Source organism: Limosilactobacillus reuteri (genome assembly GCF_013694365.1).
GTDB lineage: Bacteria > Bacillota > Bacilli > Lactobacillales > Lactobacillaceae > Limosilactobacillus > Limosilactobacillus reuteri_E.
This window is the reverse complement of sequence record NZ_CP059275.1, coordinates 1,444,724-1,457,911: the sequence shown is the minus strand read 5'-3', so window position 1 is coordinate 1,457,911 and position 13,188 is coordinate 1,444,724. Positions and strand designations below refer to the sequence as shown.

The following is a 13,188-nucleotide window of genomic DNA, read 5'->3' as shown; positions in this document are numbered from 1 at the left end:
ATGCACTTCGCCTCCTTAAAAATCGAAAAAATATAATTGCTTATCATTCAGTCATTTTCTTGCTCCTCCTCTTCTTCGTAATGACGATACCAATGCCGGAAGTTTTGGTGGTACTTTGGTGGAACAGCAAGATCACGAACATCTACCCAGCCATGAGCTAGTTTAGGAGCAATTGCGGGAAGGTGGTTAATTTTACCATCTGGATAAAGGTTCTTAATGTCTTTAGGAGTTGTCTTCTTGCCAAATGGCTCAAGAGCAATATGAGCAAATCGCATTGCATCATTAAAAAGCGTAGGGGAGCTCGTACCTTTACCAACTGCCTTCAAAAGAGCATTCGAAGGACTGTGATCTAAATGAAGTTCATCCATTTCTACATAACGGTGATGACGGATTAACTCATGAAGGGGAATTTTAACAGGACAAGTTTCCGTGCAAGCAGCACATAAACTACATGCATATGGCAATTCCTTGAATTCTTGATAACCGCCTAAAATCGGCGAAAGAACTTCACCCATTGGTCCAGGATAAATCGATCCATAGCCCTTTCCACCGACTTGCCGGTAAACGGGGCAAACGTTTAAGCAAGAACCACAACGAATACATTGCAGCATTGGTTCAAAGTCAGTGTTAAGCATCTTAGAACGACCATTATCGACTATTACAACATAGAAGTCATCTGGTCCATCTGCTTCATCCGCTTCTTTACCTTTTGAGAAAGTACAGTAACTAGTTAGTTTTTGACCAACTGCACTTCGACATAAAACATTGTCAAGGACTTCTGCTTCTTTCAAACTTGGCACAATTCGTTCCATCCCCATGACTACAACCTGGGTTTTAGGAATGGCCATACTAATATCGGCATTTCCTTCGTTGGTAACAAGGTTAATCATTCCATTATCAGCAATCGCAAAGTTACAGCCAGTAATGCCAAAGTCTGCTTGCATAAAGTAATTACGGAGATAGTGACGGACAAACCTAGCCATATGTTCAGGATCATTGTCACCGTCATAACCAAGCTTTTCAAATACTTTTTGAATTTGATTGCGGTTTTTATGCAGCGTGGGGAAAACAATATGTGTTGGTTCATCCCAATTATCTTCTTGCAAAATAAATTCAGCTAAATCTGTTTCCATTAATGAAAGTCCGGGGATTGTGAGTAATTCTTTATCCAATCCAATTTCAGTAGTCACCATTGACTTAGATTTAACAACATGATGAACGTTTTTCTTGATTGCCAATTGTTTGATAAAGGCACTTGCTTCGTTACCATCCTTGGCAAAGAAAACATGACCACCATTTTTTTGAACATTATCGCTGAATTCTTCAAGGTAATCCGGGAGATGCTTAATGACGTGTTGACGAATTTCAGCAGAAAGATCACGCCAGCCTTCCCAGTGTCCTAATTGACGCCGTGCTTCAGTTCGTTTTTGAAATTGAGCGTCTTGTGCTTTAGCAACTGATGCCCGCATAAATTTATCGGCTTCTGCGTCTTTAATTCGTTCAGTAAAAGGCTTATCGCTTGTGGCTATTCCCATTTACATATCTTCAACAACTACATATTCCATATCAAGTGGGCCGTGAACACCAACGATTAACACCATTTCAATATCACCAGAATTGGATGGGCCGGTAATAAAGTTGATGTTTGATGTTTGTAAACTACCATCCTGAATTGCCTTTTGATAATAATCCATTGCTTGCCGTGAACGTGGTAAAATTTTGCTTTTTGGCACAATAGCTAGGTAATGAGTTGGAAGAAAATGAAACATCCGTCCTTGTTGTGGGTAGGTCGCAACTGTTACGGTCCCTGACTCAGCTAATAGAAAGTCCGCAAAGCCAATTGCTCCATCACTGTTATTTGCATTTACAATGTTTTGCCGCCCAAATTCAGGTTCCCAATAGTAAATAGGATCTACTCGTAAATTATCTTGCCATTTCCCCAATGAATAATCTTGCCATTTTTCTTCATCAAAGGAGGGAAGCATTAAACTTTTAATCTCCTTTTCTTGGATAAAATCATTAAGAGTGTGGCCAAGATCGGCTGATTTAACAACATGGAAATCAACATGAACTTCTTCGCTATTTTTGCGTGCAAGTTCAAGAAGTTCATCTTGGCTTTTTCCAGCAAGGGTAGTTTCTGGAAGATTATTAACGGGGACAAATGGATTTTCACCAAGCGTATGGCGAGGACGATTGGCAGCCTTTGCAATTCGATTTAAGAAGTCTTCTTGATTTTTAGCGGTGTTTGCTTCTTGTAAGTAATCAGTCATTTACTTCTTAGAATTATTTTGCTTATCTTCAGCAGCAAGCTTTGCGCCTAATTCCTTAATGTATTCACGCAATTCTTCTTTAACTTGTGGGTGTTCCAAACCATATTCAATGTTTGTCTTAACCCAGCCGAACTTATTACCAACATCGTAACGGTCACCCTTGTATTCACGAGCGAATACCCGTTGAGTTTGGTTCAAAGTATCAATTGCATCAGTTAATTGAATTTCGCCGCCCTTACCTGGCTTAGTCTTTGCTAATACATCAAAGATTTCTGGAGTAAAGACATACCGACCAATAATTGCTAAATCACTTGGTGCGTCTTTAGGAGCTGGTTTTTCAACGAAGCTAGTTACGTTATAAAGCCCTGGCGTAACTTCCTTGCTAGGGTTAATTACACCATACTTTGCAGTATCTTCATGTGGAACCCGCATAACTGCAAGAGTAGATGCGCCAGTTTGGTTATAACTTTCAATTAATTGCTTCGTTAAAGCTTCATTCTTGTTGTTAATGTTATTAAGGTCATCCCCAAGCATAACAACAAACGGTTCATCCCCGATAAAATCACGAGCAGTTAAAACAGCGTCCCCTAAACCACGTGGGTGAGATTGACGAATGAAGTAAATATTAACATCAGTTGTTTCTTCAACCATCTTTAACATCTCGTCCTTGTGCTTTGAACGAAGATTATCTTCCAGCTCTGGATTAGAGTCAAAGTGGTCTTCAATAGACCGCTTATTCTTTCCATCAACAACAACAATATCTTCAATTCCTGATTTGCGCGCTTCTTCAACAATAAATTGAATTGTTGGCTTATCAACAATTGGTAACATTTCCTTTGCCAATGCCTTTGTTGCAGGAAGAAAACGAGTTCCTAAACCAGCAGCAGGAATAATGGCTTTTCTAACACGTTTCATTTATTCGTTTTCTGAAGTAAGATCTCGGTCCATTAACTGAGAAATTGCAGTTTTGATATCTTCACCTTCATACAAAACACGGTAAAGAGCTTCGGTAATTGGCATCTGTACTTGCCGTTTACGACTTAATTCATAAGCGGCCTTAGTGGTATAGACCCCCTCGATAACCATTCCCATATTATCAATTACATCTTGAAGCTTTTTTCCTTGTCCCAATTGATAGCCAGCACGCCAATTTCGAGAATTTTTACTGGTAGCAGTAACAACAAGGTCACCAACACCAGAAAGACCAATAAAAGTCATTGGGTTAGCACCAAAAGCAACCCCCAGCCGACGAATTTCTGCAAGCCCACGAGTAATCAAAGCTGCTCGTGCATTATCATGGTAGCCAAGGCCTTGGATAGCTCCAGCACCAATTGCAATAATATTCTTTAAGGCTGCTCCAAATTCCGCACCAATTACATCGTCGTTAGTATAAACACGGAAATAAGAATTACTAAATAACTTCTGCGCCTTTTTAGCACTAGTTAGGTCCTCACAAGCTGCAGTTACAGCTGTCATATCTTTAATTGCCACATCTTCAGCATGACTCGGACCTGATAAAACAACAATTGCCTGACGATTTTCAGGAGAAATATCTTCACTAAGCATTTCTGATGGCCGCTTATATGTATTTTGTTCTAGGCCTTTTGTTGCGTGAATAATTAACGGTTTTTGGTGTAATTCAGTCAAAATTGTGTTTAATTTCTTAGCAACCTCACGAAGACCCTTTGTTGGAATCACAATCAGTATCACGCTGGCACCCTTAACAGATTTTTTCATGTCTGTTGTTGCTGTTAATTTAGTAGAATAAACAAAATCTTTCATATAGCGAGGATTTGTATGTTCAGTATTTAATTGCTTAACTTGTTCCTCATTACGAGACCATAATGTAACATCGTGGCCATTTTCTGTAAGCATGTTTGCTAAAACACTGCCCCACGAACCAGCACCTAAAACAGCAATTTTTTCTGCCATTTAATTTTTGTTTATTCCGTTATCATACCACGGAATATTTTTATGACGTCGAACTATTAGTATTACTAATGCACTAACAAAAAACACTACAGAAAGTAACTGTGAAATGCGAATATTTCCGAGCATTAAACTATCAGTCCGCATACCTTCAATAAAGAAACGTCCAAATGCATACCACATTACATAGGTTAAGAAAATTTCACCACGACGAAATAAATGTTTGCGATGACGAAGTAACATTAGTAATGCAAAGCCAGTTAAATCCCATAGTGACTCATATAAGAACGTTGGAATTCGATAGTGACCACCAATATACATTTGGTTTATTATCCAATTTGGAATATGCTGAGCCATTAAATGCGCCCGTGTCGTAATATCACCAAATGCCTCTTGATTCATAAAGTTACCCCACCGGCCAATTCCTTGAGCCATAATAAGGGTTGGGGCAATGATGTCCATCATCAGCCAACTAGATAAATGACGGTAATGGCAAAAGACAAGTAAAACAATAAAGCCTCCTAAAATCGCTCCATATATCGCAATTCCACCATCCCAGATAGCAATAATCTCACTTGGATGCTGAGAATAATAGCTCCACTGAAATACTACATAGTAAATTCGTGCGCAAATTATCGCAATTGGGAGCGCCCATAAAAGATAATCATAAAAATCATCTTCAGAAATTCCTTCTCGCTTTCCTTCGCGAACGGCTAACAAGAGAGCCAAAACTACCCCGCTAGCAATAATGACGCCATACCAGTGAATAGTAAATGGACCAGCTTGGAAAGCAATTGGGTTTAAAGCGGCTTTTATTCCTGGATTAATCATCTAGTTTGCCGACCCCTTGTTATTTTTACTATCACGTTCTGAATTCTGCTTAATCAACTGGTTAAGGTTTCGATCAAATGTTTCAGTCGCATCATAGCCCATTGTCTCGGCCCGATAATTCATTGCAGCTGATTCAATAATAATCGCTAAATTACGACCAGTTTTAACCGGGACAGAAACTTTAGGCACAATAACGCCTTGAATTATTTGAGTATCTCCACGATCACCAAGACGATCAAACTGTACATCTGGAGTCCACGTTTCAAGATGTACAATTAAACTGATTTGATCAGAAGGCATAATTGCTCCTGTTCCATAAAGCGTAGAGACATCAATAATCCCAATCCCACGAATTTCCATTAAGTGTTTTAAAATTTGCGGAGCAGTCCCTACCAAGGTCTGTTCGTCACGAGCGTAAACTTCTACCCGATCATCAGCAATCAGTCGGTGCCCACGACGAACAAGTTCCAACGCGGTCTCACTCTTACCCACTCCCGAATCACCAGTAATGAGTACTCCAACCCCACTGATATCAACTAATACACCGTGGAGAGATTTTCGTGGTGCCAAACGTTCAAGCAAGTAAGAAGTCATGTTACTTAATATTTGGGAAGAGGTTAAATGCGTTCCTAAGATTGGAATTTTTGCATCTTCCGCCGCCTTCTTTAGCTCCTTAGGAATTGGCAGATTAGTTGAGATAACAAAACATGGTGTTTGTGGCATACACATTTTTGTCATGTACTCCTCACGTTGCTCATGAGTTAAGTCTTTAGCAAATGAGGTTTCGGTGATTCCTAACAGCTGAATCCGTGCTGCGGGGTAATGCTTAAAATATCCCGCAAATTCAAGTGCTGGCCGTGAAATGTCACTAGTTGTTATCTTACGTTGGAGGTAATCTTCTCCTTGTAAGACTTTCAACCGGACCTTATCAACTAATTCTTGCACCGTTACATTGTTTGGCATTTACAATCTATCCTCGTGACTTGTAATAACTGCATTGAAAATTGCCATAATAATCGCAATCAACATTGCAGAACCAAATGACGAAAAATGAAAGTTTGCCGACCCGACAAGCATCGATGTTAGTTGTAGCATAATTCCATTAATTACAACACTAAAAAGGCCCAGGGTCAAAATATTAATCGGCAACGATAAAATTACTAAAATTGGCTTAATAGCAACGTTCAAAATTGCTAAAACAAAGCTTGCCAATGGTGCAATCCAAGCACTTGTAATATAAAACATCCCTGTTCCGGCAAATAAACCAGCAAGGGCAATAAAAAGGATTGTATCAATCAATACTCTTTTCCAAAATTCCATTCATGATCTTCCATTTCTTTTAATGTCTTTTTCCTCGACATTCGTTAAAGTCCGCCGAGAACGTTGGTGAGGCTGTTGAGATGTTTTTTGTGATTCACTGAAAGACTTTAAAAATCCTAGTAAATCGGGATTTTGCGGATCAGCAGGCATTATTATTACCAAAATAATATAGATAATAATGCCTGGAACAAAACCGGTAAAAATAGTCAGTAAGACATATAAAGTACGTAAAATATTTGGCTGAATCTTAAAGTACTGGCCAATTCCACCAAATACACCAGCTATCATTCGATCTGATCCTGAGCGAGTTAATCTTTTATGTTGACTTTCGCGCACTTATTGAGGATTCTTTTGACTAAGTTTCCACTGTAGGAAAGCATCAATAAATGGATCAAGGTCCCCGTCCATTACAGCTTGTCCATTATGGGTTTCATAACCTGTTCGATTATCTTTGACTAGAGTGTATGGATGAAAAACATATGAACGAATTTGAGAACCCCAACCGATATCAAGTTGTTCGCCCTCAATTTCCGCCCGCTTTTTAGCTTTCTTTTCTTCTTCTAGTTCATACAACTTTGATTTTAACATATTCATTGCAGTAACTCGGTTTTGAAGTTGGGATCGTTCAGCTTGAGAAGAGGTTACAATCCCGGTTGGAATATGCGTAATCCGAACAGCAGATTCTGTTTTATTAATATGTTGACCACCAGCACCACTAGACCGGAAAGTATCAACTCGTAAATCTGATGGATCAATATCAACCTCAACACTATCATCCAACTCCGGCATTACGTCAACCGAAGCAAATGATGTATGACGCCGACCAGCCGCATCAAATGGGGAAATACGAACAAGCCGATGGACTCCCTTTTCACTACGAAGATAACCAAACGCATTATGCCCTTTAATTAGCAGTGTAACACTCTTGATACCCGCTTCATCACCGGCTTCATAACTCGCTGTTTCAACGGAGAAACCATGCTGTTCACCCCAACGAATATACATCCGCAGAAGCATTTCACCCCAATCTTGGGCTTCAGTACCACCTGCTCCCGGATGAATTTCTAAGATAGCATTCTTAGCGTCATACTCCCCATCAAGAAGTTGCGTTAAGCGATACTGTTCTAAAGCCTTTTGTGTATTTGTAAATGATGCTTCGAAATCTTTTTGTAAATCATCGTCCGGTTCAACCGCGAGCAATTCAAGCGACGTTTCAAGATCGCTAATCTGATCACGTAAATTCACAAAAGTATCCCGTTTTTCTTTTAAAATATTATTTTCCGCAATGACCTTCTGTGCCTGCTCATTATCATTCCAAAAGTCTGGTTGAGCCATTTAACGTGTTACATTTTGCCGAATTTCTGACTTCATGAAGAGTCGAGTAGTTTCATACTCAATATCAGCAATCATTTGTTCAAACATGTGATAACCAGCAGTTTGGTATTCAACCAATGGATTTAATTGTCCATATCCACGTAAACCAACTGACTGCCGGAATTGGTCCATGATATCAATGTGATCAGTCCAGTGTGAGTCAACCACCCGCAAAATAACAACCTTTTCAAATTCAAGCATTTGTGCTGGATCATAAAGTTGTTTTTGCTTTTCCTTATAAACTCCCTGGGCAAATTTCATCAAGTAATCTACCATTTCTTGAGGTGATTTACCTTCTAGATCCTTAACTGTGATGGTATCAGGCTTGATTAAGACTTCTTCTGCAAAGTCAACAATTCCTTGTAAATCCCAATCCTTCTTGTCACCAAGAGTATGTTGATCAACTTCACGCTGGATTGTCCGTCTAAACATTGGCATAAGAACCCACTTCAGCGACTTATCTTCAGTGATAATTTGTTGTCGCTCTTTATAAATGATTTCACGCTGTTCACGCATAACATCATCATATTGAAGAACATTCTTCCGTGAATCGTAGTTGTTACCTTCAACTCGCTTTTGTGCTGATTCAACCTGGTGAGTCAAGAAACGACTTTTAATGACAGCATCTTCATCATTAACTTTCATCCGCTCCAAGAAGGCTTTGATCCGGTCTCCACCAAATCGCTTCATTAAATCATCTTCAAGCGATAGGTAGAATTGTGATAATCCCGGATCACCCTGTCGTCCAGAACGTCCACGAAGCTGATTATCAATCCGCCGTGATTCATGTCGTTCAGTACCAATAACTGCTAGTCCGCCAATTTCACGAACGCCAGGGCCTAACTTAATATCTGTTCCCCGTCCCGCCATGTTGGTAGCGATAGTTACTGCACCTTTTTGACCGGCATTTTTAACAATTTCCGCTTCCTTAGCGTGATTCTTAGCGTTTAAGACAACATGCGGAATATTCTCTTTATCAAGCAGTTGGGATAAGTATTCAGAGGTTTCAACGGCGACTGTCCCAACTAGGATTGGTTGCCCTTTAGCATGAAGTTTTTTAATCCGATCGACAACAGCTGCAAACTTACTTTGTAACGTTGGGTAAAGCAAATCGGGCTCATCTTTTCGCTGAACTGGACGGTTAGTTGGGATAGTAATAGTTTCCATATTGTAAATTTCACGAAATTCTTCTTGTTCAGTTTTAGCAGTACCAGTCATCCCCGCCAGTTTGTTATACATCCGAAATAAGTTCTGGTATGTAATGTTAGCCATTGTCTTGTTTTCTTCTTGAATCTCTACGCCTTCTTTGGCTTCAATAGCTTGGTGAAGACCATCAGAGAAACGTCGACCTTCCATTACACGTCCAGTAAAGGAATCAACAATTAATACTTCACCATCTTGAACCACATAATCTTTATCCAAAAGCATGATGTAGTTAGCACGCAACGCCTGATCCAAGTGGTGGGTCAGCGCAGTATTTTCTGTATCATATAGGTTCTTTAAGTTGAAGTATTTTTCAGCTTTTTTAATTCCTTCATCAGTTAATGAAACTGTCTTCGATTCAAGATCAATCTTATAATCAACATCTTTCTTTAACTGCTTAACAAACCGATCAGTCTGTTTGTATAACTTAGAAGTGCCCGTTCCTGGTCCTGAAATGATTAACGGTGTTCGCGCTTCATCAATTAAAATTGAATCCACTTCATCAACTAAAGCATAGTTTAAACCACGTTGGACTTGGTCTTCTTTGTAAACAGCCATGTTATCACGAAGGTAATCAAATCCAATTTCACTATTAGTGGAATACATAATATCAGCTTTATATGCTTCTCGTTTTTGATCAGGGCTCATCTCTGAGTTGTTAATACCAACAGAACATCCAAGCCAATTATAAAGCTGTCCCATTTCGGTAGCATCACGCTTTGATAAGTATTCATTAACAGTAATAACATGAACACCTTTTCCAGAAATCGCATTAAGATAAACCGGCATTGTAGCAGTTAATGTCTTACCTTCACCAGTCCGCATTTCTGCAATATTACCTTCGTGGAGAACAATCCCCCCCATGATCTGGACATGGAATGGATATAGTCCTAAGACCCGCTTAGCACCTTCACGAGAAACTGCGAATGCTTCTGGCAACATATGATCCAAGGATTCACCCTTTTTATAACGTTCCCGAAATTCATCAGTTTTTGCCTGAAGCTGTTTATCAGTTAGTTCAGACATTGGTTTAGCATAACTCTCGACTTTATTTGCTATTTTGTTAATTCGCCGTAATTCACGACGATCGCTTTCAATCCATTTTTTTAGAATATTGGCCATCTATTCAGCTTCAATCAAGCCATAACGACCATCATTACGACGGTAAACAATGCTTGTACCATTAGTTTCAGCATCTTGGAAGATAAAGAAATTGTGTCCAAGCATATCCATTTGAAGGACAGCTTCTTCAGGATCCATTGGCTTTAATGAAACTTGCTTCGTCCGTACAATCTTTAATTCATCATCTTGTCCATCTGTTCCATCATTATCAGATGGGATGAATTCAAGGTTCTTTAAGCCCTTTTCACGTGACTTACGGTTAACCTTCGTCTTGTACTTCCGGATTTGCCGTTCAAGCTTATCAGTAACTAAGTCAATACTTCCATACATATCATTAGAAGTCTCTTCTGCCCGCAACGTTAGGTATGGAAGTGGAATTGTTACTTCAACCTTATACGTCCGGTTTGGATAAACTTTTAAGTTCACGTGGGCGGTAGCTTCAACACTATCTTCAAAGAACTTTTGAAGCTTGCTGATTCGCTTTACAACGTAATCACGAATTGACTCAGTAACTTCGACATTTTCACCACGAATATTGAACTTTAACATTTAACGTGCTAGTGAAACGCTACCAATCTCTTTACAGCCAGCTTGCTTAAAAAGATTTGCCGCATGATACAGTGTCCTTCCTGTAGTATAAACATCATCAACTAAAAGAACCTTTTTATTAATTACTTTTTCTGGTGCATCAAGTATGAATGGCTGTTTAGTTGCAAGTCGCTCTTCCTTTGTCTTGCTTGATTGTGCCACTTTTGAACTTATCTTAGTTCGTAAGATCGATTGGTAAGGTACTTCGCGTAATAGACCAATAACCTGATTAAAGCCACGCGTTTGCATCGTTGTCGACGTTACTGGAATCGGGACAATTAAATCTGCTTTCTGTTCATTAACCACTTTGCTAAGTTCACGCTGAAATACCACGCATAAACGGTAATCGCCATTAAATTTATAACGTTGCATATACTCTTTCATCGCCTCGTTATACCGATATAATCCTCGATGATGCAAGTACCAACCATAAAGTTTCTTCCAAGTCTGACAGTCTGCACATAAGAAACCATTTTTATTAATATTTTCTTTACCGCATCCTGCACATCCGTGATCATCCCAGCGCACTTATTGCACAAAAGACACTCCATCTATCAACCTTTGACCTTTCCGATTCAAGTACTTCACCTGAGAAACAGCTTGATTAACTTGTCGACAATTACAATTGATCCAAAAAATAACCCGCCCAGTTGGTCGACTTTGCGAACGTCCAGCTCGACCAGCAATTTGCACTAATGCGGATGAAGAAAAGACTGGATCATCGGCACCCAAAACATAGACATCAATTTCTGGAAAAGTGACTCCCCGTTCAAGAATAGAAGTCGTAACTAAAAAGTCGTAATCACCATCACGCATTTTTTGGACTTTTTCTAATCGTTCTAGATCACTTGCATGAACAGTAGCAAAGCGGAAAGTTGTAAAAGAATGCCGTAATGCAGCTTCAACCAATGCTAAATCTGCAATATGAGGAACAAATAGCAAAAAGTGATGGCCTTCCTTTAGCGTTTCCTGCAACTGTTGAATAACTTGCGGGGGTAATTGCTGACGTTCTAATCGTCGCCGCCATCCAAAAGCTAGTCTAACTTTTATTTGTGGAAGTAAATGCCCATGATAACGAAGAGGCAAATAATTAACAACTAATCGTTTACTTTTAATTTCTCGCAGCAAAGCATCACCTGGGGTCGCAGTTAAGTAAAGACACCCTCCGTTCTCTTTTATTGCTTGCTTAGTCGCATATAATAACGAAGCATTAGCAGCATACGGAAAGGCATCTACTTCATCAATAATTAAATTATCAAAAGCATGATAGAAACGAAGCAATTGATGGGTTGTGCAAATAGTCAGTTGGGCATAATGATAAGGTAATTCTTGTCGACCATGCAAAAGAGCAATATCACAATTAGCAAAGGCAGCTTTTAAACGGGGAAATAATTCTAAACAAACATCTACTCGTGGAGAAGCTATTCCAATTCTCTCACCACGTTCAATAGCTGCCGCAATACCTGCAAACATCATCTCAGTCTTTCCGGCACCCGTAACTGCCCATAATAATTGTTGGACATGGTCAGCCATTCCCCGGGAAATTTTTTCTGAAGCTTGTTGCTGAAGAGGCGACAATTTCCCTTTCCAGGTTAATACCGGTTCAGTAACCGTAAATTGATTTGGCTCTGGAACATGATAAAATTTATTTAACGTTGAAACGCGTCCAAGATTAATGCAATGCGGACAATAGAACTCGCCTTGTGGCAAAGCGCCCAGCGATTTTGCCGTGACATGATTGCAGCGATAGCATCTGATATTACCAGCGTCAATTCTGATTGTTGGCAGTTCTTGAATTCCTGATTGTTTCACCTCATGACGCGAAGCCAAGACTCGTCTCCCATAATAATTTTCTAGATCCATCTAACCTGAATTTTTTAATACCCGAATTTCGTTAAATCGCTGATCGCCCTCAGTTATTTGAAGCTGGTCGTTAAAACGATTAATGAGCTTCTCTTTGATATCTTTTAAGTCAGTTTCGTTTACATAAATACTTGTTTCAACATTAACCCCGTACTCCTCACTAGCAACCTCAAGATTGTTCTCCTTGAGGTAGTAAAGAAGGAGATCGTGAAGAGCATAGGTAACAGTGATTTTTAGAATTTCTTGCTTGATCCGTTGGACGAGACCAGCCTGGTGGATTGCTTCAGTAGTTGTATTGCTATATGCCCGGATGAGACCACCTGCGCCTAGCTTAATCCCGCCGAAATAACGGGTAACCACTGCTACGACATTGTGGATCTTTGCAAGTTTAAGCGATTCAAGGATCGGAATTCCCGCAGTTCCGCTTGGCTCGCCATTATCACTTTCTCGCTGGATCTGGTCGTTGTCACCAATCATGTATGCAAAACAATTGTGAGTAGCTTTTTTATTAGCTGCTTGAATACTGGCAATAAACTGTTGAGCTTCTTCATCTGAGGAGACACGGGCAATGGAGCAAATAAATCGTGATTTTTTAATTGTTTGCTCATAAGTAGTGTTTTTGGCAATTGTTAAATATGGTTCTGTCATATTTTATTTTTCCTAAATTTCAAGAATAAGTTAGCCACTG

General features: G+C 39.6%; 13 protein-coding genes and 1 pseudogene. All 14 read right to left on the bottom strand.

The window, feature by feature from the left end; translation table 11 throughout:
- Positions 1-47: 47 nt before the first annotated feature.
- Positions 48-1,535, bottom strand: coding sequence for a LutB/LldF family L-lactate oxidation iron-sulfur protein (locus tag HHK02_RS08535; protein WP_078009830.1), 1,488 nt, complete (start codon positions 1,533-1,535; stop codon positions 48-50).
- Positions 1,536-2,270, bottom strand: coding sequence for a LutC/YkgG family protein (locus HHK02_RS08530; protein ID WP_078009829.1), 735 nt, complete (start codon positions 2,268-2,270; stop codon positions 1,536-1,538).
- A complete protein-coding gene (gene galU / locus HHK02_RS08525) occupies positions 2,271-3,185 on the bottom strand; it encodes a UTP--glucose-1-phosphate uridylyltransferase GalU (RefSeq protein ID WP_003666398.1) in 915 nt (304 codons plus the stop codon).
- On the bottom strand, positions 3,186-4,202 hold the full coding sequence (locus tag HHK02_RS08520) for an NAD(P)H-dependent glycerol-3-phosphate dehydrogenase (protein WP_003670459.1): 1,017 nt from the start codon (positions 4,200-4,202) through the stop codon (positions 3,186-3,188). It lies immediately after the preceding gene.
- A complete protein-coding gene (gene lgt / locus HHK02_RS08515; protein WP_098035227.1) occupies positions 4,203-5,030 on the bottom strand; it encodes a prolipoprotein diacylglyceryl transferase in 828 nt (275 codons plus the stop codon).
- Positions 5,031-5,993, bottom strand: a complete 963-nt coding sequence (gene hprK / locus HHK02_RS08510) for an HPr(Ser) kinase/phosphatase (RefSeq protein ID WP_003670461.1) — start codon at positions 5,991-5,993, stop codon at positions 5,031-5,033. It abuts the gene before it with no gap.
- Entirely contained in the window at positions 5,994-6,350 is a 357-nt protein-coding gene (locus tag HHK02_RS08505; RefSeq protein WP_003670462.1) for a phage holin family protein, read from the bottom strand.
- The gene (locus HHK02_RS08500) at positions 6,351-6,686 is read right to left on the bottom strand and encodes a PspC domain-containing protein (protein ID WP_181462296.1); all 336 of its coding nucleotides are present in this window, start codon (positions 6,684-6,686) and stop codon (positions 6,351-6,353) included. It abuts the gene before it with no gap.
- Positions 6,687-7,685 (bottom strand): annotated as a pseudogene (prfB, locus tag HHK02_RS08495) (peptide chain release factor 2); the annotation flags it as partial.
- On the bottom strand, positions 7,686-10,049 hold the full coding sequence (secA, locus tag HHK02_RS08490; RefSeq protein ID WP_181462295.1) for a preprotein translocase subunit SecA: 2,364 nt from the start codon (positions 10,047-10,049) through the stop codon (positions 7,686-7,688).
- Complete coding sequence (gene hpf, locus HHK02_RS08485) at positions 10,050-10,598, bottom strand: ribosome hibernation-promoting factor, HPF/YfiA family (RefSeq protein ID WP_003667436.1); 549 nt, start codon at positions 10,596-10,598, stop codon at positions 10,050-10,052.
- Positions 10,599-11,165 (bottom strand): ComF family protein, encoded by a 567-nt coding sequence (locus tag HHK02_RS08480; RefSeq protein WP_231124829.1) that lies wholly within the window; start codon positions 11,163-11,165, stop codon positions 10,599-10,601. It abuts the gene before it with no gap.
- A complete protein-coding gene (locus HHK02_RS08475; protein WP_003670472.1) occupies positions 11,166-12,500 on the bottom strand; it encodes a DEAD/DEAH box helicase in 1,335 nt (444 codons plus the stop codon).
- A complete protein-coding gene (locus HHK02_RS08470) occupies positions 12,501-13,148 on the bottom strand; it encodes a YigZ family protein (RefSeq protein ID WP_181462294.1) in 648 nt (215 codons plus the stop codon).
- Between the last annotated feature and the right edge of the window lie 40 nt (positions 13,149-13,188).

Coding starts and splice junctions, on each gene's coding strand:
- HHK02_RS08535 (WP_078009830.1), bottom strand. CDS start 1,535: ATGGGAATAGCCACAAGCGATAAGCCTTTTACTGAACGAATTAAAGAC.
- HHK02_RS08530 (WP_078009829.1), bottom strand. CDS start 2,270: ATGACTGATTACTTACAAGAAGCAAACACCGCTAAAAATCAAGAAGAC.
- galU (WP_003666398.1), bottom strand. CDS start 3,185: ATGAAACGTGTTAGAAAAGCCATTATTCCTGCTGCTGGTTTAGGAACT.
- HHK02_RS08520 (WP_003670459.1), bottom strand. CDS start 4,202: ATGGCAGAAAAAATTGCTGTTTTAGGTGCTGGTTCGTGGGGCAGTGTT.
- lgt (WP_098035227.1), bottom strand. CDS start 5,030: ATGATTAATCCAGGAATAAAAGCCGCTTTAAACCCAATTGCTTTCCAA.
- hprK (WP_003670461.1), bottom strand. CDS start 5,993: ATGCCAAACAATGTAACGGTGCAAGAATTAGTTGATAAGGTCCGGTTG.
- HHK02_RS08505 (WP_003670462.1), bottom strand. CDS start 6,350: ATGGAATTTTGGAAAAGAGTATTGATTGATACAATCCTTTTTATTGCC.
- secA (WP_181462295.1), bottom strand. CDS start 10,049: ATGGCCAATATTCTAAAAAAATGGATTGAAAGCGATCGTCGTGAATTA.
- hpf (WP_003667436.1), bottom strand. CDS start 10,598: ATGTTAAAGTTCAATATTCGTGGTGAAAATGTCGAAGTTACTGAGTCA.
- HHK02_RS08475 (WP_003670472.1), bottom strand. CDS start 12,500: ATGGATCTAGAAAATTATTATGGGAGACGAGTCTTGGCTTCGCGTCAT.
- HHK02_RS08470 (WP_181462294.1), bottom strand. CDS start 13,148: ATGACAGAACCATATTTAACAATTGCCAAAAACACTACTTATGAGCAA.